This window comes from Stenotrophomonas sp. YJH_SMC_69, from assembly GCF_059370495.1.
The window spans coordinates 469,533-491,412 of record NZ_JCAFTS010000003.1 but is presented as its reverse complement, the minus strand read 5'-3'; the positions used below and the strand labels follow the sequence as shown (position 1 = coordinate 491,412).

At 66.6% G+C, this 21,880-nt stretch carries 22 protein-coding genes and 1 pseudogene; 7 read left to right on the top strand and 16 right to left on the bottom strand.

Annotated features, from left to right (window positions below; genetic code table 11):
* The first annotated feature begins 110 nt into the window (after positions 1-110).
* Positions 111-2,222: a TonB-dependent receptor family protein gene (locus AC5P8F_RS07815; RefSeq protein ID WP_495219861.1), complete on the top strand. Its 2,112-nt coding sequence runs from the start codon at positions 111-113 to the stop codon at positions 2,220-2,222.
* 46 nt (positions 2,223-2,268) lie between these two features.
* On the opposite strand, the gene AC5P8F_RS07810 is transcribed toward AC5P8F_RS07815, so the two are convergent.
* Positions 2,269-2,787 carry a hypothetical protein gene (locus AC5P8F_RS07810; protein WP_014647630.1) on the bottom strand — a complete coding sequence of 173 codons (519 nt, stop codon included), beginning with the start codon at positions 2,785-2,787 and terminating at the stop codon, positions 2,269-2,271.
* 255 nt (positions 2,788-3,042) lie between these two features.
* Positions 3,043-3,473 (bottom strand): annotated as a pseudogene (locus AC5P8F_RS07805) (hypothetical protein); the annotation flags it as partial.
* 205 nt (positions 3,474-3,678) lie between these two features.
* Here AC5P8F_RS07805 and AC5P8F_RS07800 point away from each other — a divergent pair.
* Entirely contained in the window at positions 3,679-4,002 is a 324-nt protein-coding gene (locus AC5P8F_RS07800; protein WP_075076612.1) for a hypothetical protein, read from the top strand.
* A 34-nt stretch (positions 4,003-4,036) separates the two neighbouring features.
* Here the strand turns inward: AC5P8F_RS07800 and AC5P8F_RS07795 are convergent, their stop codons facing one another.
* Complete coding sequence (locus AC5P8F_RS07795) at positions 4,037-4,612, bottom strand: TetR/AcrR family transcriptional regulator (protein WP_495219860.1); 576 nt, start codon at positions 4,610-4,612, stop codon at positions 4,037-4,039.
* Positions 4,613-4,681: 69 nt separating this feature from the next.
* Between AC5P8F_RS07795 and AC5P8F_RS07790 the strand changes: the two genes are divergently transcribed.
* Complete coding sequence (locus AC5P8F_RS07790) at positions 4,682-5,227, top strand: thioesterase family protein (protein ID WP_012511531.1); 546 nt, start codon at positions 4,682-4,684, stop codon at positions 5,225-5,227.
* Positions 5,228-5,230: 3 nt separating this feature from the next.
* Here the strand turns inward: AC5P8F_RS07790 and AC5P8F_RS07785 are convergent, their stop codons facing one another.
* From AC5P8F_RS07785 to AC5P8F_RS07775, 3 genes are all read right to left on the bottom strand, one after another.
* A complete protein-coding gene (locus AC5P8F_RS07785) occupies positions 5,231-5,908 on the bottom strand; it encodes a hypothetical protein (RefSeq protein ID WP_495219859.1) in 678 nt (225 codons plus the stop codon).
* A gap of 139 nt (positions 5,909-6,047) precedes the next feature.
* Positions 6,048-6,830 (bottom strand): SGNH/GDSL hydrolase family protein, encoded by a 783-nt coding sequence (locus tag AC5P8F_RS07780; protein ID WP_049442475.1) that lies wholly within the window; start codon positions 6,828-6,830, stop codon positions 6,048-6,050.
* A gap of 49 nt (positions 6,831-6,879) precedes the next feature.
* On the bottom strand, positions 6,880-7,845 hold the full coding sequence (locus tag AC5P8F_RS07775) for a DUF2268 domain-containing putative Zn-dependent protease (RefSeq protein WP_049442474.1): 966 nt from the start codon (positions 7,843-7,845) through the stop codon (positions 6,880-6,882).
* Positions 7,846-7,983: 138 nt separating this feature from the next.
* On the opposite strand from AC5P8F_RS07775, the gene AC5P8F_RS07770 reads away from it, so the two are divergent.
* Complete coding sequence (locus AC5P8F_RS07770) at positions 7,984-8,967, top strand: hypothetical protein (protein ID WP_495219858.1); 984 nt, start codon at positions 7,984-7,986, stop codon at positions 8,965-8,967.
* A gap of 13 nt (positions 8,968-8,980) precedes the next feature.
* Here the strand turns inward: AC5P8F_RS07770 and AC5P8F_RS07765 are convergent, their stop codons facing one another.
* The 4 genes from AC5P8F_RS07765 to AC5P8F_RS07750 form a co-directional block, all read right to left on the bottom strand.
* A complete protein-coding gene (locus AC5P8F_RS07765; RefSeq protein ID WP_126411130.1) occupies positions 8,981-9,301 on the bottom strand; it encodes a hypothetical protein in 321 nt (106 codons plus the stop codon).
* Between the two features lie 118 nt (positions 9,302-9,419).
* Complete coding sequence (locus AC5P8F_RS07760) at positions 9,420-10,118, bottom strand: hypothetical protein (RefSeq protein WP_235319615.1); 699 nt, start codon at positions 10,116-10,118, stop codon at positions 9,420-9,422.
* Between the two features lie 169 nt (positions 10,119-10,287).
* On the bottom strand, positions 10,288-12,750 hold the full coding sequence (locus AC5P8F_RS07755) for a S9 family peptidase (protein WP_111207043.1): 2,463 nt from the start codon (positions 12,748-12,750) through the stop codon (positions 10,288-10,290).
* A gap of 168 nt (positions 12,751-12,918) precedes the next feature.
* A complete protein-coding gene (locus AC5P8F_RS07750) occupies positions 12,919-13,248 on the bottom strand; it encodes a hypothetical protein (RefSeq protein WP_014647641.1) in 330 nt (109 codons plus the stop codon).
* Positions 13,249-13,715: 467 nt separating this feature from the next.
* Here AC5P8F_RS07750 and AC5P8F_RS07745 point away from each other — a divergent pair, with 467 nt between their 5' ends.
* Positions 13,716-14,492, top strand: a complete 777-nt coding sequence (locus tag AC5P8F_RS07745; protein ID WP_329768196.1) for a HipA family kinase — start codon at positions 13,716-13,718, stop codon at positions 14,490-14,492.
* Positions 14,470-14,862: a DUF3037 domain-containing protein gene (locus tag AC5P8F_RS07740; protein ID WP_014647643.1), complete on the top strand. Its 393-nt coding sequence runs from the start codon at positions 14,470-14,472 to the stop codon at positions 14,860-14,862. Before AC5P8F_RS07745 ends, AC5P8F_RS07740 begins: the two co-directional genes overlap by 23 nt.
* Positions 14,863-14,878: 16 nt before the next feature.
* On the opposite strand, the gene AC5P8F_RS07735 is transcribed toward AC5P8F_RS07740, so the two are convergent.
* From AC5P8F_RS07735 to AC5P8F_RS07720, 4 genes are all read right to left on the bottom strand, one after another.
* Positions 14,879-16,255 carry a serine hydrolase domain-containing protein gene (locus AC5P8F_RS07735; RefSeq protein ID WP_495227853.1) on the bottom strand — a complete coding sequence of 459 codons (1,377 nt, stop codon included), beginning with the start codon at positions 16,253-16,255 and terminating at the stop codon, positions 14,879-14,881.
* Complete coding sequence (locus AC5P8F_RS07730; protein WP_495219856.1) at positions 16,176-16,868, bottom strand: DUF4952 domain-containing protein; 693 nt, start codon at positions 16,866-16,868, stop codon at positions 16,176-16,178. The genes AC5P8F_RS07735 and AC5P8F_RS07730 overlap by 80 nt, the downstream gene beginning before the upstream one ends.
* Positions 16,869-16,930: 62 nt before the next feature.
* Positions 16,931-17,566, bottom strand: a complete 636-nt coding sequence (locus tag AC5P8F_RS07725; RefSeq protein WP_495227837.1) for a LysR substrate-binding domain-containing protein — start codon at positions 17,564-17,566, stop codon at positions 16,931-16,933.
* On the bottom strand, positions 17,466-17,834 hold the full coding sequence (locus AC5P8F_RS07720) for a LysR family transcriptional regulator (RefSeq protein ID WP_239683865.1): 369 nt from the start codon (positions 17,832-17,834) through the stop codon (positions 17,466-17,468). The genes AC5P8F_RS07725 and AC5P8F_RS07720 overlap by 101 nt, the downstream gene beginning before the upstream one ends.
* Before the next feature lie 119 nt (positions 17,835-17,953).
* Between AC5P8F_RS07720 and AC5P8F_RS07715 the strand changes: the two genes are divergently transcribed.
* Complete coding sequence (locus AC5P8F_RS07715; protein WP_046431502.1) at positions 17,954-18,943, top strand: zinc-dependent alcohol dehydrogenase family protein; 990 nt, start codon at positions 17,954-17,956, stop codon at positions 18,941-18,943.
* Positions 18,944-18,994: 51 nt separating this feature from the next.
* Here the strand turns inward: AC5P8F_RS07715 and AC5P8F_RS07710 are convergent, their stop codons facing one another.
* Both AC5P8F_RS07710 and AC5P8F_RS07705 read right to left on the bottom strand, forming a co-directional pair.
* Positions 18,995-20,626, bottom strand: coding sequence for a peptidoglycan-binding domain-containing protein (locus AC5P8F_RS07710; protein ID WP_329768197.1), 1,632 nt, complete (start codon positions 20,624-20,626; stop codon positions 18,995-18,997).
* A gap of 47 nt (positions 20,627-20,673) precedes the next feature.
* Positions 20,674-21,762, bottom strand: coding sequence for a lysozyme inhibitor LprI family protein (locus tag AC5P8F_RS07705; RefSeq protein WP_495227834.1), 1,089 nt, complete (start codon positions 21,760-21,762; stop codon positions 20,674-20,676).
* Positions 21,763-21,880: the final 118 nt, after the last annotated feature.

The following is a 21,880-nucleotide window of genomic DNA, read 5'->3' as shown; positions in this document are numbered from 1 at the left end:
GGGCTCGGCTCTACAGGAACACGGCGGGCGGCCATACGCCGCCGGCGGGTGACGCGGCGCTGTCGACCTGTTAACTTGCGCGCCACTTTCGTGGTTTACAGCATTCCCGCATGTCGCTTCCGTCGTACCGCCCTCACCCGTCGCTGCTGTTCCTGGCTGTTTCCCTCGCCCTGGCTTCCACCGCCGCCGCCGCCCCGCAGGCCACCACCCTCGATGCCGTGCAGGTCACCGCTGCCGCCGATGCCAGCGCGCAGGCGCGCGAGGCCCTGAAGCGCATCCCCGGCGCCAGCAACGTCATCGACGTGGCCAAGGCCGACAGCCGACTATCCACCAGCGCCGATGTGTTGGCCTACCAGCCGGGTATCAGCGCGCAGTCGCCGGGTAATGAGGGCACCAAGATCTCGATCCGTGGCTCGGGCATCAACCGGGGCCCGGGCGCGCACGCCTCGGGCATTGCGGTGTCGATCGACGGCCTGCCACTGACCGGCCCGGGCGGCACGCCCTACGAGCTGCTGGAACCGCTGTGGCTGTCGCGCGTGGAAGTCCTGCGGGGCGCCAACGGCTTCGAGCGCGGTGCGTTGGCGCTGGGCGGTGCCATCGACTACGTCAGCCGCAGCGGTCGTGATTCGGCGGGCGTGCAGCTGCACTACGAAGCCGGCAGCCGTGGCTACCAGAAGCGCGGCATCAGCTGGGGCGGCGTCAGTGGTGATGTCGACTACTTCCTGGCCTACACCGATACCGAATTCGACGGTTACCAGCGTCATGCGCGCGGCGACGGCAAGGGCGCGATGGCCAACATCGGCTGGCAGATCACGCCCGACCTGCAGACGCGTTTCTTCGTGCGCTACCGCGAAACCAATCATGAAACGCCCGGTCGCCTGACCCGCGATCAGATCCGTAACGATCCGCGTGCCGCGAATGCGGCCAACCTGGCCATCGATGCGCGTCGCCCGCAGCCGGGCAGCACCTGGGTGGGCAACGTCACCACGCTGCAGATCGATGAAGACTCCTCGTTGCAGGCCGGGCTGGTCTATCACAAGTACCCGATGGACTTGAACGAGAGCCTGTACCGGCAGCAGCTGGACTACGCCAACCTCAACGCCACGCTGGACTACCGCCGCCGCCACCGGCTGTTCGGCCTGGACAGCGAAACCACGGTCGGCCTGCGCGTCACCCACGATCTGGACGCCGATGTGCGCGAGTCGCTGCGCTTTGCCAGCACCGGCTATGCCGCCGGCACGCGCACGCGTGACTTCCGGCACCACGGCACCGACAGCACGCTGCACGTCGGCAACACCCTCACCTTCAATGACCGCCTGCGCATGCAGACCGGGCTGGCACTGATCAACACCCGTCGCGATGTGCAGGTGACCTGGCCGAGCAGCGGTGGCCGCCTGCGCGACCACGACTGGGACCATGCGCCGCGACTGGGCTTCACCTGGCAGCACAGCGCCCGGACCCAGTGGTTCGGCAACCTCAGCCGCTCGGTGGAGGCGCCGCACCCGTGGTCGATGATCTGGGGCTCGAACCAGTACTTCGGGCCAGGCAATGGCCCGTCTACCGGCCGCCAGCGCGCGCCGGTGCCGATGCAGAACCAGACCGCCACCACGCTGGAACTGGGCGCGCGCGGTGACGCGGCGCTGGGCCGCTGGGAACTGACCGGCTACTACGCGCACGTGAACCACGAACTGCTGAGCGTTGAACTGCAACCGGTGCCGAACCTGTTCATCGCCGAGAACAACGCCAGCCCCACCGTTCACCGCGGCATCGAGGCCGGATTGGACAGCACGCTGTGGCGGGCTGCACCGGGCCGGCTGTCGCTTCGCCAGGCCTATACCTTCAGCGATTTCCGCTACCGCCACGACGCGCGTTTCGGCAGCAACCGCCTGCCCGGCCTGCCGCGCCACGCCTACCAGGCCGAGCTGCGCTTCGATCACGCATCCGGCCTGTACGCCGCGCTCAATACCGAATACGCCTCGCGCATCGCCGTCGACTACGCCAACAGCTACTGGGCCGACAGCCACGTGATCTTCGGCAGCCGCATCGGCTACGACGCACCCGGTGGCCGCTGGCAGGCCTGGGCGGAGATGCGCAACCTCGGCAACCGCCACTACACCGCCACGGTCACGCCGGGCTACGACGACGTAGGCAGGGATATTGCCCGCTCGACGCCGGGCGAAGGCCGTGGCATCTACGCTGGTGTGCGTTTGCGGTTTGACTGATGACCGCAGGCGGCGCCGGGTGTGATCCGGCGCCGCCGTTCCAGTGTCAGCCGATACGCCAGGCCGGCAGGCGCTCGCTGCGCTTCCAGATGGAAGGCGCCAAGCCGATCAGCACCAGTGCCGCCAACCACTTCGGCGAGGTACTGAGCAGTGTCGAGGTGAGCGAGCCATCGGCGGGGGCGGCCATTTCCTGCCACGGGTTGTAGCCCAGGTAGACGACGCTGCCAGCCCACCACAGCAACGCCAGACCGACACCCACCAGCAGCAGGGCCAGCGTGCGGCAGGTCCAGCGCTGCGAGGTAGTGCCCCATTCCCGCGACGCCGCGGTCAGCAGGCCCACCACCAGCAGCGACACCAGTGCCACCAGGCCGATATCGACCTTGGTTCCAATGCGCTCATAGGTACAGGCGCGGCACTGCGCCTCTTCCGCGGCGGTGGCGGCTTCGGCGCCATCGGCCTGCCCGGCTGCGGGCTGCGCCAGTGCTGCAAACGGCAACAACGCCGCCAGCAGCGTCACCATGATCCAACGAAACAACGTCCTGTTCCTGCGTGCAGCGACATCCATGCGCTCTTCCTCGTCAGTGGTTGTGTGTCCCAGTGGGCGTCCGGCCATCCAGCGCCCCTGTTTCAGATGCAGTACGACAAGCTCCCGATAGGTGACACCGCCGGGACACGAATCCCGGCCGACCGCGATCATAGCCTACTGTTCAGTGCAGCTGAAAACGGGGCGGGTCCAGGCGACATGAAGGAGCCAACCGCACTCCCCCCCCTGGATGACCTGCAGCAGATGGCTCGCACCCGGCACGCATTCCTGCGCGAGCCAGCCCAGTACGGCGAAAAACAGCAGCAGGCCGAGCAGCGGCCAGATCGTATGCGACACGCATACCCGCCACCATCCCTGTTCCTGCATGCCCTGCATGCGAGGCGATGGGCTGCCACCGCCCACATCCGGCGACAGTCCCTCCAGTACGTTGCCCAGCGCCAGCGGATCCAGATCCACACCAGCAGCAGGAACACGCCATAGGCCAGCAACACGGCCATCGGGTAGCGAAGCAACATCGCGTCGATGCCGGCCAGGCGCAGCAGGTACGAGGCAAGGAATCCGGCCGCACCGGTCAGGGCGACGATCAGGGCCATCTGCAGGCGTGGCCAACCCCGCTGCTGCAGGTGCTGGCGCGCACGCACGACTTCGCTGCCGTGGTCTACGGGCAATTTCAGTGGACTGCGTGAAAAATGGCGTGAGCGCTTCATTCCGCCGCCGGGGGCCGGAGGCAGCGCGGCCAGGGACTTCGGGAACCTGATGCTGCATGCGGACATCCTTGCCGGGCACGCGTAGGCGGTGGTGGACGGATTCCAGCGCGATGGGGCCGTGGGTCCATCACCCACAGGCCGCACTGGCGCCGGCCTTGTACCCGCGCGCCGGCGGCTGGATCATGACTTTCCGCTACGAAAAAGTATGCTCTACGGCATGCACGTCTCCCAGCTCACCCGCTCCACCGCCCTCGTGATGTTCGTTCCAATGATTGGCCTCGCCGGTTGGGGTTCGTGGTTTGGTAGCCGCTGCATCAGCGATGGCTGCCTCGGCGTCCTGGTGGCATGGCTTGCCGCCGTGGCCACCTTTGCGGTGCAGGCGTTGCTGGTGCTCCCGACGCATGCCTGGGCCCTCAAGCGGCAGGGATCCCCCGCCTCCCGCAGCTACCTGCGATGGTTGGGCGCGTCGGCCATCGCCGCCTTCCTGCCCATCGTGCTCGGCTGGGGCTATCTGATGATCTTCCGATGACCTGCTGCGCGTCTTCCGCACGCGGATAGCCGGATCAAGGACGCGCGGCCTCCTTCAGCAACTGCGCTGCCACCTGGTCGAACGGGGCGATGTCCTGCAGTGCGCGGCACATCGCCACTGCGCCTTCCACGCTGGCAATCACCAGGCTGGCCAGTCCATCCGCCGCCGCAGGTTCGTGGCCTTCGGCAATGAAGGCTCCGGCGAGATGCCCCTGCCAGCGCGCGAACACTTCGGCAGCGGCAACACGTGCCTGGCTGGGCACGGCCTCCACCGGCTCTTCCACTGCCGCGGCCAGCACCGGACAGCCCGCGCGGAACCCGGAACGCAGCAAGCGCTCACGCCACATCGCCAGGAACTGCTGCAGGCCCTGCACCGCCCCACCCTTCAGCAGCTCCACCAGCAGCGTTTCTACCTTGTCGCCAGCCATGTGGGTGGCGCGCGCCAGCAACTCCTGCTTGCCGCCGGGAAAGTGGTGATAGGTGGAGCCCAGCGGCGCCTCGGCCAGCTTGGTCACCTCACGGATGCTGGTGGCATTGAGACCCACGCGCGCCAGCATCTGTGCCGCAGCATCAATCACGCGTTGTGGCGCATCAGAGGGGCGCGGGCTCACGGCAGGCTCCTTGCCAGGACAGTCGTCATAGATTAGCTTACCGGCGATTCTATAACAGTCGTCATAACCATGAATCTCTGGTTCCGCCTGCTCCACCTGCTGCTGTGCAGCCTGTTCCGGCCGAAGCTGGAGGCGCCGTTCGGGGTCTCGCGGCTGCAGTTCCGGGTGCTGCCCAACGACCTGGACAGCAACCTGCACATGACCAACGGTCGCTACTGGAACATCTTCGACCTGGGCCGGCTGGACCTGATCCTGCGCATGGGCCTGGGCCGGGTTGCGCTGCGCGAGAAGTGGGCACCGATCGTCGGCGCCGGCACCATCCAGTTCCGCCGCGAGCTGAAGCCGTTCCAGCGCTTCACCCTGGAAACGCGCCTGGTGGGCTGGGTCGGCTCGCGCGGCATCATGGAGCAGCGCGTGCTGATCGGCGCCGAGCAGAAGATCGCCACGCGCGCGCTGCTGGTCACCGGCATCTACGACCGGCGTGCGCGCCAGTTCCTGGGCATGCCGAAGATGATGGAAGCGATCGGCGTGGTCGCCCCGCCGTCGCCGCCGCTCAGTGCGGCCGCCGAAGCGTTGCTGGCCGCCGATGCGGCGTTGAAGCAGGACGACGCCTGAGCTTCAGGGGGCCGCCACCGGCACCGCGTGCGGTTCGCGCGACACGACCTGGGTGCGCCCTCCCACGTGCAGCACGTACTCGAAGGACTGCCGCATGCGGCTGTATGCGCCGCCATCCGGCACGCCGTAGTTGGCACCCACGCTCAGGGTATGCCGGCCCGGCGGCAACGGCTTGAGCATTACCCAGTAGCCGTCGGCGGCGGCCAGCCGAGAGTGTTCGTCGTCGGCATCCATGCGGAAGCAGCCTTCGCTGCGGACCCGATGCCTGCGCATGTCGCCCAGTGGCTGGCCGTCCAGCAGCACCACCGCGCTGATCAGGTAATCGTTGTTGACCGCCGCCCCCGCCTGGAGCTCCTTGCAGGACACAGCCTCATCCATCTGGTAGTGCGCCATGTTGATGATCGGCAGCAACAGGTACTTGCCAGCCGGCACCACGCATTCGCGATGTGGCCGGAAACGGCCATTGGTGCCGGCCAGGTTCCAGACCGGGCCTTCCTGGCCCAGATCACACACACGGCCATCCGGGTCGAGATAGGGCGCGCCGCCCTGGGCGTCGGCCCAGCGCCACCAGCGGGCGGTCCATTCGGCCAACGAAACGCCGCCCACCGGTTCACGCGTCAGCGGCGAAGGCACCGCCGTGTCTGCACTGGACGCCGGCACGGCGGCCAGCAGCAAGGCCATCGTTGCGCCACTGCGGCAAAGCCATCCCTGGATTCCCTTCCGCATCACCCACCCCATCGTCCCTGGCGGCCACGCGGCGTGGCCAGCTTCGGCGCCACTGTACCTTGGCGGGCTGGATCCTGTGCAGTGCGGGTTGTGCCTACTCCAGCGCCATTGCGCGCTTGACCGCCGCCTCGGCCAACGGCGCCATCACCGCATAGCCCTTCGCGGTGGGATGCACGCCGTCGTCGGCCAGCTGCGGATCCAGCCCTCCGGCGGCATTGGCCATCGGCGTGTAGTAGTCCAGATAGACCAGCTGCTTCGCATCGGCATAGCGCTTCAATGCCGCGTTCAATGCGCGCACCTTGGGCGCAGGTGCCGTGCCCGGCAACCACGGGTAATCGCTGACCGGCAGCACCGATGCCAGCACCACGGCAATGCCATGTGCACGAGCCAGGTCCACCATCGCGTGCAGGTTGTCTTCGATCATCGCCTGCGTGGACGGGCCGGTGTTGCCGGCGATGTCGTTGGTGCCAGCCAGGATCACCACCACCCGCGGCTTGAGTGCCAGCACGTCCTGCGGGAAACGCACCAGCATCTGCGCCGTGGTCTGGCCGCTGATCCCGCGATTGAGCCAACCCTTGCCGGGAAAGAACGTCGCGCTGCCCTCCCTGCCCCAGCCTTCGGTGATCGAGTCACCGAAGAGCACCACGCGTGGTTGCCCCGGTACGGCGGCAGGCAATCGCGCGTTGGCATCGCGGTAACGCTGCAGTTCCGGCCAATCGGCCAGGCGCTGCTGCATGAAGCGCACCTCGTCCGGGCGCAGTCGCTCGACAGGTTCCACCAACAACGGGTTGATGGCGGGCACGTCGGCCGCCATCCCATGGGCGCTCATCGCGCTACCGAGGGCAACCGCGGCCAGGCCAGCGGACAAGGAACGCATGGGGTCTCTCCGTTGAATGTCTACGCCAGTCTAGCGCGCGGCCCCGCGCTCAGCGTGCCGCCGACCGCGCCGCCACGCCGGTCACCTTGGCCGGCATCCACATGCCTGGCGTCCAGCCACTGGCGGCCAGGATCGCCTTCGGGTTGTCCTGCTGGATCAGCGCACGCACCGCGTCACGCTTGTCCTCGGCCTGCAGGTAATAGGCCTTGGCGATGCGATAGCCCACCCAGTAGCCCAGATCATAGGGTTCCTGCGAACCGGGCTTGTAGTTGTACAGCCACGGCGACAGATCGGTGCTGTCCACATCCAGTGCGAAGGCGCTTTCGATATGTACTTCCCGGCCACGGGTCCAGGCCGCGTGGCGACCGTTGCCGACATTGCCGGAAATCAGCTCGCCGATGAACTCGGCGATGCCTTCGCCCAGTGAAACACGCAGCACCGTCGCATGCGGGTCGCCCGGCTCGACGTCGGTCAGGCCGGTCTGCTGGATGTGCACGTACTCGTGCGCGATCACGTGCACGAAGCGGTCCTGCACATTGGGATTCATGAAATCGGCTGCGCACAGCGCTTCCAGGCCGATGATCACCCCGCTCTTGGAGGTCAACCCGACCGGTCGGCCGCGGCCGACCGCGATGGTCACCGGCGGAAACGCGGCCTGCGGATAGATCGCCTGCAGGTTGCCGAACACCTGCACCAGGCGCTGCTTCACCGCCGGCAGCTCTGCAAGGCAACCGCGTCCCTGCGCATACACCCCGGGCTGGCTGGCAATGGCCTCGGCCATACGCTCGGGCGTGACCCGGCGCGCCTTCGCCAGTTCACCCAGGCCCGGACTGCCTTCGGCCAGGTAACCGGCCAGCTGGGCGATGCTGGGCTTGCCGCCGGTGCTGTCGTAGAGCGCGTAGAAGCGGCTGGCATCGGTGGTGAGGATCTGCGGCCCCGGCGGGGTTCCCGCCGACGCCACGCCGACCGCCCCGGCACAGGCCAGGGCAAGCAGGCAACGCAGGAAACTGGACATCGCTCCGTCCTTGGTGGAGTGCATGCGAAGCGCGCAATCTACCACTCCGCCCCGGCCACCGCAGCGGGCACATGCAGGCCTTTCGGGGCTGTGCCAGACTCACTCAGGCACCTGCCATGGATGATGGAGCACCGCACGATGATGATCGTTCCCGCGTACTGGGCCGAAGCCCGCCTGCAGGCCCGTTTCCGTGGCCGGCCGATGGTCGTGCGCCGCTTCGGCTGGTCCGACGAGGGGCCTGCCCACGCCCAGGCCCACGCCGACGCACGTGCCCATGAAGCCCTCAACGCCATCATCGCCGGGCAGGTGCTGCCGCGTCGCGAAGTGCGCAGCAACTACGGTGTGGATGGCGTGCCGATCCGCGAGCAGATCGTGCAGCGCGATGGCGATGTCATCATCACCCGCAACAGCTATGGCGCGCTGTGCCTCAACAGCCCCGACGTGCTGTTCGCCGACATCGACCATGCGCAGCCACCGGCTGGATGTGTGATACCGGCCATCGTCGCGGCGGTCGTGCTGCTTGCCGGCGCCGTCATCGGCACCGTGCTCTGGCATTGGCTGATGGGCCTGGTACTGGGTGTGGCGGCAGTGCTGCTGGTCAACGCGGCACTGCTGATGCGGCGGAAGCAGCGCCTGGCCGCTGCCGGCGGTGCTGAAGGGCTTGCGCTGAAGCGCGTGGACGCCTTCAGCGAGCAGCATCCCGATTGGCATCTGCGCGTCTACCGCACCCCGGCGGGGCTGCGCGTGCTGGCGATGCATGCCACGTTCTCACCCGAGGACGAGCAGCTCCAGTCATTCTTCAAGGCACTGGGCACCGACACCCTGTACGCGCGCATGTGCCGGCTGCAGCATTGCTTCCGTGCGCGACTGACACCGAAGCCGTGGCGCGTCGGTCTGCGTTATCGCATCAGGCCACCGGTGGCTGCGTGGTCAGCCGAACAGGCCAACAACCCGGACCGGTTGGCCTGGATTGCCGATTACGAAAAGAAGAGTGCCGGCTTCGCCGCCTGCGCCTACCTGCGCAGCTTCGGTGATACCACCCGGGTGCATGCCAAGGCCGAGCATGTGCGTGACCTGCATGACCGGCTGTCACGCGCGCAGGATCGCCTACCGCTGGCGTGAGAGTGGCAGACGCTCAATCAGCGCCCTGCACGAACGGCTGCCCTGCCAAGGTAGTGCCCAGCTGCACCGCGATCTGCTGCCCGCCCTTCTCGAAGGTTGTCGCGCACTGCTTTCCGCCCTTCTGGCATCCGACTTCGGGAAAGCCCTCAAGTGACTCGGGGGCGCCCTGTGCCGGACTCGCCTGCCAGCCTGCCGCATCCAGCAGGCGCTTGGCCTTGGCATAGGGCATGCCGGCGATGATGCCCAATTGCGTCAGCTCAGCAGGAAACGACTGGGCATGGGCGGTTGAAACCAGGGCCAACGACAACGTTGCAGCAAGGAGAATGGCTTTCATCGCAGTGACCTGAAACGAGCTATCAGGTTCAGCCTAGATCATTTGCGTGGCGTGCGAATGTGCCGGTAACACGTCGTTACCGAGTCTCCACAGTTGATTGCAGGGCATGTGCGATTGATCACATGGCGGAATCCCTGCCCCTGGCGCCACAGTCCAGCGACTCCATCGCGAGATCCCTGCGCAGCCGGTCATGCAACCAGCGAGTCTGGAAACGCCTGCGTGAGTCTTCCCCTTCCGGCAGCAGGGCAATCACCGCTTCGCTCAGTTCCGGGTGCCACTGCTCCTGCGCGTTGTCCAGGTCCTGCTGCTCGAAGACCACCGAGGGCAGGCGTTTCCAGGGCAGCATCATTACCTTCTGTGAGGTCGACACCAGCACCACATCCGGACGCCCCGGCCGGCTCACGACAACCGTCATCATCGGCACATCATCGGTCCAGAGCCCGGAGAAATGCCGGTCGACACGCGACTGCAGGCTCCGTCCGGACAGCGCCTTGCGCGCCCACGCGCGCTGCTGTGCGAACGAACAGGCATCCGTGTCCAAGCTGTGCAGCCCCGGGTCCAGGGACAGTATTTCGGCGCGATCCAGCCGCGAAGCGATCCGCTGCACCGCGGCCGCCCTGGTCAGCGGGGCGGTCTGCAGCGCGGTGTCGAGCGCCGCCATGGCGCCAAACGGCAGCAGCTCCGGCAATCGCGCCTTGCCGTCGGGCGTCTCCACCACCTGCACGCGGGTGGTCAGGCCATAGGCATCGCGCCGGATCACCCAGTGCTCTGATACCGAGCCCCAGCCGTACCAGTCGTATCTCACATCGACGCTCATCTGTGGCTGTGCCGCCATCGCCGCAGACGATGCGCACACCGCTGTCAGTCCCAACAACCAAGTCTTCATGGAGCTGCCTTGCCTCTGGGGTTCCGACGAGCGGCAGCCGAGCATGGGCTCGGCTCTACAGAATGCAGGAAGGCCGCTCTGAGGCGGCCTTCCTGTTCCTTCACTTGGCGTTCTTCACGTAGGTATCGAACCAGTTCAGCATTTCCGCCACCAACTGTTCGTTCGATTCCAGCGCGGTGTACCAGTGGGGCTCGTTCGGCAGCATCACCAGCCGGGTGGTGCCGCCGTTGCCGCGGATCGCCTGGTACAGCTTGCGCGACTGGAACGGCTCGGTGCCCGGGTTGGCGTCGTCCTCGCCGTGGACCAGCAGCAGCGGCAGCTTGATCTTGTCGGCATAGAAGAACGGCGAGGCCTTCAGGTACACGTCCTGCGCCTGCCACACCGAGCGACGCTCGTTCTGGAAGCCGAACGGGGTAAAGGTCTTGTTGTACGAACCGCTGGTCGCCACACCGGCCTTGAACAGCTTGGTGTGCGCGATCAGGTTGGCGGTCATCAGGCCGCCGTGGCTGTGGCCGGTCACGCCGATGCGGTTGCGGTCAACCACGCCCATGTCCACGGCCTTGTCCACCGCCGCCTTGGCGTCGGCTTCCAGCTGCTCCAGGTAGGTGTCGTAGGCGTTCTTCGGATCGCCCACGATCGGGAACGAGGCGTTGTCGATGATCGCGTAGCCGGCCAGCAGCATCAGGCGGTACGGCTGCAGGCGGGTGAAGGTCTGCTGCGAACCGGACACCTGCCCCGCCTGCGCGGCGTTGGCGAAGTCGGCCGGATAGGCGTACAGGATCGCCGGCACGCGCTGGCCTTCCTTGTAGCCCGGCGGCGTGTACAGGGTGAACGACAGGTCCACGCCGTCGGCGCGCTTGTAGGTCACCAGCTGCTTCTTGATCTGGCGCACTTCCGGTGTCGGGTCGACCAGCTTGGTCAGTGCGGTCGCGGTGGACGCGAACTGCGCCTCGCCGGCCTTCGCATCAGCCACCGCCTCACCCTGCTGGCGGACGAAGGCATTCGGCGGATCGATCACCGACTGATGCCAGGTCAGGTAGCGGCCCGGCGTGTTGCTGAAACCGAGGAACTGTTCGTAGGCGTCTGCACTGCTGCGGAACAGGCGCTCGCTCTTCAACGTGGCCAGGTCCAGGCGGTCGAGGAACGGACGGTCGCCCTGCGGCGAGGCACCGCGGCCGCTGAGGAACACATGGTTGCCCTCACGGCGCACCACCTGCGCGCCATTCGGCAGGCGGGTGAAGACCAGATTGCCAGGGTTGCCGTACAGCTCATCGCTGGACATGTCCCACAGCAGGCGGCCTTCCTTCTTCGGCTGGTCCACATCCACGATGCGGGTCTGCATCCAGTGACGATTCTCGTCGTTCTCGTACTGGAAGGCCACGGCCGGATCGGCGGTCCACGCGAAGCCTTCGAAGCGCTGCGCGGTGCGGGTGATTTCGGTCGGCTTGCCGTTGAACGGCGCCTTCAGCATCAGCACGCGATCGCGATGCGGCACGTTGACCTTCCAGTCGCCCTTGTCCAGCGCTTCGGCGTAGACCAGGGTAGCCGGATCGGTGGCGCGCCAGTCGAAACCGCGCGGGCCTTCCGGCACGCCGTGCACCGGCACGCGGTCGGCCAGCGGGAGGCTGGCGATCGGCGTGCTGCGGCCACTGCTGATATCCAGCACGGCCACGTCGTTGGCGAAACGCTGGTAGGTCACCGCGTGCGAATACGGTGCCTTGATCGATTCAGTCAGCACGTGCACGCCATCGGGCGCGGCGCTGACTTCGTTGAACAGTGCCGGCTGCCCGACCGGGCGCACGCTGCCTGCGGCGGTATCTACCACGGCCAACTGCGAGGCACCGTAGTAAGCGAACAGCTTTTCGTCGTGCACGCTGGTCAGCGTGTCGCGGGCCTCATAGGTGCTGCTCTCGCCACTGCTGCCCAGCGACTCCTGTGCATCCGGGCCGGTCGGTACGCCGCCGTTGGAAGGTGCCGGGCCCTGGTTGGCCGGTACCAGTTTCACCAGCAGATTCTGGCTGCCGCCCAGCCACTGCACGGTGTAGCCGAAGATCGGGTTCAGCTGCACGTTCGGCACCTGCTTCACCTGCCCGGTGGCCGCATCGCCCACCCACAGCTGCACGCTGGTATCGACCGCATTCTGGAAGGCGAAGTGGCTGCCATCGGCCGACCACAGCGCGCCGGTGGCGCAGCCCTGCGGCAGGTTGACCTTGGTCTCCTTGCCACTGCCGATGTCGACCAGGGTGAAGTCGGCCACGCAGGCCGGAATGCCGTAGCCACCCGGCGTGTCATGGCGGCTGCGGTTCTTCGGCTCCAGCCGCACGCCGGCCAGCTTCAGGTAGGGCTGGGCGACGCGGCTGATCGAGGGATAGGTCTGCGCGGTGGTCAGCAGCAGGCGCTGACCGCCCGGGGCCACGTTCGGCGCCGGCGGTGGCGGTGCCTTCAGCACCTTGAGCAGGTGTTCCGGCGGCTTGGCGTAGTCGGCCAAGGCCGGGCCAGCGGCCAACAGGCCGACGGTGGCAACGGCAACAGCCGCCGCCAGAGAGGTTCGACGGATCAGCATCCTTATCCCCTGGGTGTGAATGGGTACCCGGAATCGGGCATGGACCCGAATCTAGCACCGCAGGGGATGGGGTGAATGGGCCGGAAGGGCTAGAGGCCGGATGGGGCAAAGTGGGACACGCCCGGAGAGGCCGGCGATGGACCGGCATCTGCCAGGCGTGGTCTGTCGTCACTGCTGGGCGTGCAGGTCCCAGGCGGTCAGGTAATCGGGGTCGACCACGATCATGCCACTGTTCCGCATGCGGTATTCGCCTGGCTCGGCCCGCTGGTACTGGTCGAGCATGGGCGGCAGGTAGCGCTCATGACCATCGTCTTCGTCGGCCAGCACCACGCCTTCGTCGGCGCTGATGCGCAGCACGGTGCCCGCGTACTGCTCCAGACCCTGCACTTGGCCGTCGCCACCATAGCGGGTGACACCCACCAGCACGACCTTGCCGATCATTTCCTCGGCCTTGGCATCGTCCAGTGGGGGCAGCATGGCATTGAATTCGTCGTTCATCGGTGCACCTCCAAAGCCTGTGGGGATAGCGTGGGTTCGGCGGTCCCACGCTGCCAGCGTCGACGGCAACGCAGGAATCTCTCTCGGGGCGCAAGTAGCTGGATCGCAGGCCCGACCGGGCAACGCGGGGGTGCGATGGGTGAAAGGTGTCTGGAACTTGGCTGGAACTGCGGCGGATGGCCATCTGCGCCGATGGCGGGACCGTGTCAGGTCAAGATCAACACCACGCGTTGCGTTGCATACACGGTGAAGCGTGACAGCTGCACTGTAGTGGCATGAGCGCCTCCTGTTGAAGGTCACACGCGGGTGCGTTGCTCCGTTGGAACGAATGCTGCCACTCCACGCGGAAGGAACAAGTGAAGATTGCAGGCGACCTGCAACAAGCGGTTCGCGCGGTACCCGTTCATTAAGCTGGCGCCCCGCTCTGCTGCGGCACGCCTGCCCTGGCAGGACGCTAGAATGCGTCCATGCGCACCGTACATGCCCTCCGCTACATCACCCCGTTACGGGAAGGCGGCTCCCTGCCCGCCGTGGTCGAGACCGACGACGACGGCATGGCCGTGCTGAAATTCCGTGGAGCCGGCCAAGGCCCGAAGGCGTTGATCGCCGAGCTGATCGCCGGCGAGATGGCACGCACGCTGGGCCTGCCGATTCCGGAAATCCTGTTCGTCGAGCTGGACCGCGAGTTCGCCCGCACCGAGCCCGACCCGGAAATCCAGGAGCTGATCCGCGCCAGCGAGGGCCTGAACCTGGGCCTGGACTATCTGCCCGGTGCAATCAATTACGACCCGGCCGCGATGCCTGTGGATGCCGAGCTGGCCTCGCGCATCGTCTGGTTCGATGCATTCACCAGCAACGTCGATCGCACCACCCGCAACCCCAACCTGATGGTATGGCATCGCAAGCTGTACCTGATCGACCACGGTGCGGCCATGTACTTCCACCACGACTGGGCCAGCGCCGGCGATGCCTGCGAGAAGCCGTTCGTGCTGATCCGCGACCACGTGCTGCTGTCGTTCGCCAGCCGCATTGCCGAGGTGGACGCAGAACTGGCTGCGTGCCTGACCGATGCCGAAATCGAGCGCATCGTTGACCTGGTGCCGGACAGCTGGCTGGTGGACGAACCGGCGTTCGACAGCCCACAGGCCTATCGCCAGGGCTATATCGACTATCTCAAGCACCGCCTGAAAGTGCGTGCAGTGTTCGTGCAGGAGGCCATCCGTGCCCACGCTGCACACGTATGACTATGCGGTCATCCGCGTCGTGCCGCGGGTGGAACGCGAGGAATTCATCAACGTCGGGGTGATCGTCTCCTGCCCTGGCGCGCGCCATCTGGAGGCGGCCATCGAAATCGATCCTGAGCGCCTGCGTGCCTTCGCACCGGCGCTGGACCAGGACGCGCTGCAGCCATGGCTGGATGCAATCGTGGCCATCTGCCGTGGCGACGCCAGCGCCGGACCCATCGCAAAGCTGCCCGCGCGCGCCCGCTTTCATTTCCTCACCGCCAAGCGCAGCTCGGTTGTACAGATGTCGAGCACGCATGTCGGCCGCACTGCGGACCCGGCGGGTGTGGTGGAACACTTGATGACGAAGATGGTGCGGGTACCGGAATGAACGGCACCTGCCGCGTTCACAGTGGCAACCTTCGCGCGATGTAGTTGACCACATTGCCGATCGCATCCGGATCGACATTGGCCAGGCCAACGATCACGTAGCCCTGCGCCGGCAGCACCACGATGGCACTGTTCGATCCGGGCGCACCGCCTTCGTGGCCGTACTGATGCTCCCTGCCCTCGCCCTGAACCACGAAACCAAAGCCATACCAGCCCTTGTGGTTCTGCGCCGTGGTGGCCTGCTGCAGCAATGCAGGTGAAACCAGCTTCCCGCCTTGCAGTGCCTCGGCGAATTTCACCATATCGGCCACTGTGCTGCAGCCACCACCGGCCGACATGCCGCGCCAGGGCAGCGACTTCGTTTCACGGACCCATTGCCCATCGTGCTTCGTGTAAGCGACGGCACGCTTTGGAACGCTCGCTGTTTCCGGCTCGAAGCCGGTGCCGGTCATGCCCACCGGATGCAGGATGTGCTCCTCCACATATGCGTAGTACGACTGCCCCGATACCGCCTCGATGATGCGTCCCAATACGATGAAGCCATAGTTGGAGTAGCTGTCCTGGCTGCCGGGCGTGAACTGCGGCGCATCCCTGGCGAACCGCTGCACGTAGTCATCCAGCGTCTTCAGGGACGCGGAATACTGTTCGAAACCATCGCCAAAGAAGTCCCCCAGGCCACTGGTGTGTGACAGCAACTCGCGCACGGTCACGCTGCTGGCGACAGCCTTGTTCGGATAGTCCGGCAAGTGCTTGCCGATCGTGTCATCGAGACTGAGCCTGCCATCCTGCACCAGCTGCAGGATGGCCACGGCGGTGAACATCTTGTTGGAGGACGCAAGGCGGAACTGCGTCTCCACGCCCACTGCAATTCCAGTGCTGCGATCGGCATCACCACCGCGCCAGTCCAGCAGCACCTTCCCATTCTGTGCCACCTGCAACGCGCCCGACAGCGCGTCCTGTGCCCGCAGCGCCTCCAGCTTTGCTGTGACGTCGGCCATCAGGGCAGGCAATGCAACCCGTGCCGGCTTGTGCTTGTCCGGCGTTTCAGTGCCCTCGATCTGGAACTGCATCAGGTGCGACGGATTGGCCGGGTCCATGACGGCGGTCACCCACATCGCGCGTTCGTTCATCTGGCCCATCACCAGCAGCTTCGCTTGGCCGGGTGCACTCTCGGTTGATTCGAGTACGCGCAAGGGGCCTGTGCTTTCGCGGAACTCGAGATAGTCCTTGGGACCGCTGCCTTGCTTCTTCGCGTATCTATCGGCGAATGCCTGCAACCCCTCGAGGCTGCCCGCATTGAAGGCCGCAAGCCAGTCACCGATGGCGTCCTGCGCACGCGGATGTGCACGCACGCTGGAGGCGGCGCCCACTGCCGGAACAGCCCAAAGCGTCATCAGCACCGAACAGGCCAGTACTTTGCAGAGCAGCAGGCATCCAACAGCCTTCATGGCAGTTCCTTTGCGGGTATCCCTGGGCGCATCCTAGATCATGGAACCGCCCGCTGCATCCACGCCAGGGACCCTGCCGCAGCACCTCAACCGTGACGATGAACGCCTCGATGCGATGCCAATCGCCCCGCTCATGCGGCAGCGATTCCACGCCCATGCCGATCTGGTACCTCACCGCATCCGGGCCGTCGCGCCAGTAGTACGGCGCGCCATTGCTCCAGCCGCAACAGGCGTAGCGCAATGCAGGCATGCCAAAGGTCTCGCGCAGATAGGCTTCCACCTTCACTGCCTGGGTACCTGGAACGCGGTAGTGGGCCTGCATGGGTTTCATGCAGGACGCGTCGTCCTGGCTGCAGCCGCTGTATTCCAGTCCCGCAGGCTTCCGGCCCATTGCCTGCAGGAAATCCTGGCATTCGATATCCGGTCGCGCCAGGCCATCCGCACGCCCCTGCGCTTCCCACGCGGCCAGCGCCTGCGCAGTCGTCTGCTGCGCAATCACGTTGGCGGCGAACAGCAATGCCGCCAGCCCCAGCAGCAAGCGCGCGCTACGCAGCGGCAACCGGCCAATCGTCTCAGGGCGATCCTTCGCAGGCAGTCACAGGAATGCCAACCGATGCCGTGCTATCGCCGTGCCATCGTCTGCTCGCTGAAGCGTGCCACGCAGAAGTCCAAGAAACTGCGCAGCTTGGGCGTCAGCTGGCGGTCGCGCGGGTACACCAGGTTGATCCACGTCGATACCGGCACGTAGTCCGGCAGCACTTCCACCAGTTCACCACGCGCCAGCGCGGCGGCAAGCATTTCATGGGGCTGCAGGATCAACCCCAGCCCTCCGACTGCCGCGGTCAGCAGCGGCTCGGCCTGGTTGACCATGAAGCGGCTGGACACCGGCACGCTCAGCACGCTGCCGTCAGCATCGCGGAAACTCCAGCGCGTGCGGATGATCGAATGGGCGAAGCCCAGGCACTCGTGCCGACTCAGATCGGCCGGATGGACAACGGCCGGGCGCGATGCGAGGTACGCCGGCGATGCACACAGCACCAGCGGATACGGCCCCAGCCGTCGCGCCACCAGCCCACTGTCGGCCAGATCACCGGTGCGGAATACCAGATCAAAGCCGTCCTCGACGATGTCCACCAGGCTGTTGGACAGGTTCAGATCAACCTGCACGTCCGGGTACTGCTGCAGGTAGGCCACCACCGCCGGTCCCAGTGCATGCACGCCGAAGGTGACCGGTGCGCTGACGCGCAGGCGCCCCATCGGCCGCCCGCGCGCTACTTCGGCCAGCTGCTCGGCCTTCCACCTCCTCCAGGATCACCCGCGCACGCGCCAGATAGGCCTGGCCGAAGTCGGTCAGGCTCTGCTTGCGCGTGGTGCGGTTGAGCAGGCGCACGCCCAGGTGTTGTTCCAGCGACTGCACGTGTTTGCCGACCAGCTGCGGCGACAGGCCCAGCGCGTCGGCGGCAGCGGCGAAGGAGCCAACCTCGACCACTTTGACGAAGGTCCGCAGGGGAGCGATCAGGTCCATTGCAAACAATTGGTTTTCAATGAAACGCCAGATTACCCCTTATTCTGGAGGCAGGCCACGCGCACAGTAGCCTCCACCTTTCCGCCGGCCCCAGCGCCGGCCTTGCCCAGGAGCCCCCCATGAGCCAGGTTGTCCGCATCCACGAATATGGCAGCGCCGATGTGCTGCGCATCGACGACATCGATGTTCCCGCCCCCGCCGCCGACGAGGTCCAGATCCGGGTCAAGGCCATCGGCCTGAACCGTGCCGAGGTGATGTTCCGCAACGGCGCCTATCTGCAGGAGGCGCAGTTCCCCAGCCGGCTGGGCTATGAAGCGGCCGGCATGGTCGAGGCGGTCGGCAGTGCGGTGAGCGGATTCACTGCTGGCGATGCGGTGAGCGTGGTGCCGCCGCTGGACATCGCCCGCTGGGGCACCTACGGCGAGCTGGCCAACGTGCCGGCACGACTGGTGGTCAAGCACCCGCAGGCGCTGGGCTTCGAAACGGCGGCTGCAGTGTGGATGCAGTACGTCACCGCCTGGGGCGCACTGTTGGAGCAGGCGCAGCTGGCCGCCGGGGATTCCGTCATCATCACCGCTGCCAGCAGCAGCGTCGGCCTGGCCGCGATCCAGATCGCCAATGCAGTGGGTGCCACGCCGATTGCGGTGACCCGTGGCCCGGGCAAGCGCCAGGCCTTGCTCGATGCCGGTGCCGCCCATGTCATCGCCACCCAGGAGCAGGACCTGGCAGCCGAGGTGGCGCGCATCACCGGCGGTGCCGGCGCCCGCGTGGTGTTCGACCCGATCGGTGGCCCGCAGTTCGTGCCGCTGACCGAGGCAATGGCCCGTGGCGGCATCCTGCTGGAATACGGCGCGCTGAGCAGCGAACCCACCCCGTTCCCGTTGTTCAACGTGCTGGGCAAGTCGCTGACGCTGAAGGGCTACCTGTACTCGGAAATCGTCTCCGACGATGCCGCGCTGGCACGTGCCAAAGCGTTCATCGTCGACGGCCTGGACAAGGGCACGCTGGCGCCGAAGATCGCGAAGGTGTTCCCCTTCGCACAGATCCAGGACGCCCACCGCTACCTGGAATCGAACGAACAGATCGGCAAAGTGGTGGTGACGCTGTAAACACCCTGCCGGCAGCGACGGACCCACTGCGGGCACGTCGCTGCCGCAGGCTCAGGCCATTGAAGGCCCGCGGTTCTCATGCTGGCGGCTTTCGAGGGTGAGCTGGTGCTCGCGCTGCCGGTTGTCACCGGCCAGATCATTCACCGTTTCCTCCATCGAGCGCGCGGGCTGTGCCGTATCCACACTGGCGCGCTCACCGGGAATCAACCCGGCAACCCACAGGCGATCTCCGGCCATCATCACCCGGTCGACGCGCGCGGCATCATCGATGCCGTTGCGCTTGGACTCCAGCACTGCCTGCATGACGTGCTCGTCGCCGATGGTGCCAGGTACCCCCTGGCGGATGCGCTCGAACAGCGCGGCGTCCCTGGGCGACAGCGATTCCATGCCATTGGGCTGCGGTGCGGGCTCCGGCGCGGCCGGACCAGCGACCGGTGCATTCGCCGCTGCCTGCTGCCGCGCCTGCACCTGCTCCGGCTGGAACTCCGCCCGCGTATAGGGCGGACGCTGCGGCGGCCAGTTCTCCGCGCGGTCGAACTCGGTGGTCGGCGCATGCTCGCGAGCGACGGCGGCATCGTTCAACTGCCGGCGCGCATCCGTGTCGATGACGCCGCCGGGGCGCAGCGGCAGGCCATAGTCCTGCTGGAAGTTGCGCATGGCCGCCTGCATGCCGGCATCAAACGTGCGCGCATCGCGCTCGGCACGTGGGTTCGGTTCGGTCAGGTACCCCAACGCCTCCAGCTGCCGGCGCATTTCGAACACCGGCTCGCCCTTCTCACCGGGGCCCAGGTTGCCGTCGGCCAGCGGCCCGGTCAGGTCGGTCACCGTCCGGCGCTTGAAGTCCGGATCGACCGCCAGCGTGTCGCTGCGCATGCGTTCCAGCAGCGCAGCGTCGATGCGGCCATTGGCCGGGCTGATACCCCGCTCGGTCTGGAAGCGGCGCACGGCCTGCTCGGTGGAGGCGCCGAAATCACCGTCGGGCTTGATCGCGGCATTGGCGTTGTTGCGGATGTCCAAGCGCTGCAGGTACTGCTGCGCTTCCAGCACGTGCTGGTTGGCGTCACCCCGGTGCAGGTCCATCGCCCCGGTGGGCGCCTGGGGGGTCGGCACCGGCATCTGGAAGCCTGGTTGCTGCACACGCTGGACCAGGCCGGCAACCTGGGATTCCCATTCAGTGGCCCGTGTGGCGATGGCGTCTGGATAGGGACTGCCGTTGTTCAGCTCACCGCCATTGACCGAGGCCCGCGCCTGCCGGTAGTCGGCATGGTTGGCGTTGACGTTGTCGGACAGCCGCGCACCAAACAGGCCGTCGCGCATCCCCACCACCAGCACCTTGGTGGCGATGTCTGCCTGGGCAGCCCGTTCCGGATGCTCGACCAGCTCGCGGCCGATCCCCAGCGCCTCGCCCAGCCGCTCGTAGTTGTTGACGTGGGTGAGGTGGGCAAAGCCCCGGCCGAAGTACTCCTCGCCGCCGAAGTAGCGCAGATCCACCGCCTGCTTCCTGCCCCAGTCTTCCTCGGGCGCGGCGAAATCACGCGATTCGTGCTGCGCCGTGGCCAGCACATAGGCAATCTGCCGATGGTCGGTAATGCCGTTGTCGATGCAGGTACGCACGATTATCTCGACCGACTGGTCCCGGGTCAGGCCGAAGCCCGACCCACCTTTTCCATAGCCTTCGCTCATCCTTCAGCTCTCCAGTTCCGGAACGCATCCATTCGTCGGGGGAAGACCTACTTCAGCAGGTCCGATTCGGTAGGGGCCTCGCCCCTGCAGGTGTCATAGCGGCGCTGCAGCAACGTGCGCGTGCCGGTTCCGCGCAGCTGGATGACCTTGTCCTCGCGCTCGCACGGGCTGACCTTCGCGCGAAGCACGAACCGCCCATTGTCGATATGGTCGATGTCGCGCCCACCGATGGCCGCTTCCAACGCCTTGGCACGCACATAGCGGTTGCGCTTGGCATCGAACAGGTAGAACGCATGCACCGGAACGTTGTAGACACCGCTGTTGTCCTGCCACACCTGCAGGTCCGGCACGCCATCACCATTGAAATCCGAAACGGTCAGCAGCACGGCGGTCGCACCCTTGGCACCGGTGCCGGCGCGGATCAGGCGCGGCTGCACGTCCGTGACCACCACGTTGCGCCCACCACGGGTCACGCCCATGCTCCGCACCTGGCAGGTCGTCACGTTGTCGGTGCCGCTGCAATCGGTCACCTGGAAGACCACCTGCAGTGCCGGTGTGAGCCTGCCCTCGCCGGGCCGCAGGACGATCCTGCCCTGCTTGTCGGGCGCGGCATCGGCGGCATGCACAGCGGCCTGCGCCGGCGCCGGGGCCGCCTTGGCTTCCGCCACCAGCGCCGCCGCACCGCCGCCCTGCAACTGGCGGGCACGCAGCAGGGTCATGTGCGTGCGGCACTGCTGTGAATCCAGCTGGGCAACGGCCGTGCTGCCTTCCGGGCACCGGCTGTCGCGCTGGTGCAGCCATTGCCGCTGCAGATCGCGCAGCACATGCTGATCACTGGCGGTCAGTGTGGAGCGCGCCGCGCTGTAGGCGGCATTGAGTGCATCGTCGTGCACCTTGAGTTCAGCGTCGGCACAACGGCGACGGGCGTCCAGCGCGGTGCCTGCGGCCGCCATGCAGGGCGCATGGGCGGGGCTCAGAGAGCGCACATCGCCTGCGATCAGTTCGGCACCGCTGGGCACCTTGCGTGCGGCGGGCTGGGGCGACGCCTGCGCGCTTGCCCACAGGCAAGGGCCAAGCAGAAGCAGTCCTGCCAGCAGCCGGGTGGCACGCCCCGGCAGGCGTTCGGAGTTCAGCATGCGTTTCCTTCCCTGGGGGCGTTGGCCGGCCCCGTCCTGTTCCGATGATGGATGCTGCCCGGTCGCCAGCGCAACTTCAGCGACCAGCGGTCACAGCCCGTAGGCCGCACTCAGGCCG

What these genes read in the sequence shown, in the direction of transcription:
- AC5P8F_RS07750 (WP_014647641.1), bottom strand. Translation starts at nt 13,248, where the DNA reads ATGAACGACGAATTCAATGCCATGCTGCCCCCACTGGACGATGCCAAG.
- AC5P8F_RS07800 (WP_075076612.1), top strand. Translation starts at nt 3,679, where the DNA reads ATGCTCTACGGCATGCACGTCTCCCAGCTCACCCGCTCCACCGCCCTC.
- AC5P8F_RS07780 (WP_049442475.1), bottom strand. Translation starts at nt 6,830, where the DNA reads ATGCGTTCCTTGTCCGCTGGCCTGGCCGCGGTTGCCCTCGGTAGCGCG.
- AC5P8F_RS07785 (WP_495219859.1), bottom strand. Translation starts at nt 5,908, where the DNA reads ATGGCCTTGCTGCTGGCCGCCGTGCCGGCGTCCAGTGCAGACACGGCG.
- AC5P8F_RS07770 (WP_495219858.1), top strand. Translation starts at nt 7,984, where the DNA reads ATGATGATCGTTCCCGCGTACTGGGCCGAAGCCCGCCTGCAGGCCCGT.
- AC5P8F_RS07815 (WP_495219861.1), top strand. Translation starts at nt 111, where the DNA reads ATGTCGCTTCCGTCGTACCGCCCTCACCCGTCGCTGCTGTTCCTGGCT.
- AC5P8F_RS07710 (WP_329768197.1), bottom strand. Translation starts at nt 20,626, where the DNA reads ATGAGCGAAGGCTATGGAAAAGGTGGGTCGGGCTTCGGCCTGACCCGG.
- AC5P8F_RS07715 (WP_046431502.1), top strand. Translation starts at nt 17,954, where the DNA reads ATGAGCCAGGTTGTCCGCATCCACGAATATGGCAGCGCCGATGTGCTG.
- AC5P8F_RS07720 (WP_239683865.1), bottom strand. Translation starts at nt 17,834, where the DNA reads ATGGACCTGATCGCTCCCCTGCGGACCTTCGTCAAAGTGGTCGAGGTT.
- AC5P8F_RS07735 (WP_495227853.1), bottom strand. Translation starts at nt 16,255, where the DNA reads ATGACGCTTTGGGCTGTTCCGGCAGTGGGCGCCGCCTCCAGCGTGCGT.
- AC5P8F_RS07775 (WP_049442474.1), bottom strand. Translation starts at nt 7,845, where the DNA reads ATGTCCAGTTTCCTGCGTTGCCTGCTTGCCCTGGCCTGTGCCGGGGCG.
- AC5P8F_RS07765 (WP_126411130.1), bottom strand. Translation starts at nt 9,301, where the DNA reads ATGAAAGCCATTCTCCTTGCTGCAACGTTGTCGTTGGCCCTGGTTTCA.
- AC5P8F_RS07725 (WP_495227837.1), bottom strand. Translation starts at nt 17,566, where the DNA reads ATGGGGCGCCTGCGCGTCAGCGCACCGGTCACCTTCGGCGTGCATGCA.
- AC5P8F_RS07760 (WP_235319615.1), bottom strand. Translation starts at nt 10,118, where the DNA reads ATGAGCGTCGATGTGAGATACGACTGGTACGGCTGGGGCTCGGTATCA.
- AC5P8F_RS07790 (WP_012511531.1), top strand. Translation starts at nt 4,682, where the DNA reads ATGAATCTCTGGTTCCGCCTGCTCCACCTGCTGCTGTGCAGCCTGTTC.
- AC5P8F_RS07705 (WP_495227834.1), bottom strand. Translation starts at nt 21,762, where the DNA reads ATGCTGAACTCCGAACGCCTGCCGGGGCGTGCCACCCGGCTGCTGGCA.
- AC5P8F_RS07755 (WP_111207043.1), bottom strand. Translation starts at nt 12,750, where the DNA reads ATGCTGATCCGTCGAACCTCTCTGGCGGCGGCTGTTGCCGTTGCCACC.
- AC5P8F_RS07745 (WP_329768196.1), top strand. Translation starts at nt 13,716, where the DNA reads ATGCGCACCGTACATGCCCTCCGCTACATCACCCCGTTACGGGAAGGC.
- AC5P8F_RS07810 (WP_014647630.1), bottom strand. Translation starts at nt 2,787, where the DNA reads ATGGATGTCGCTGCACGCAGGAACAGGACGTTGTTTCGTTGGATCATG.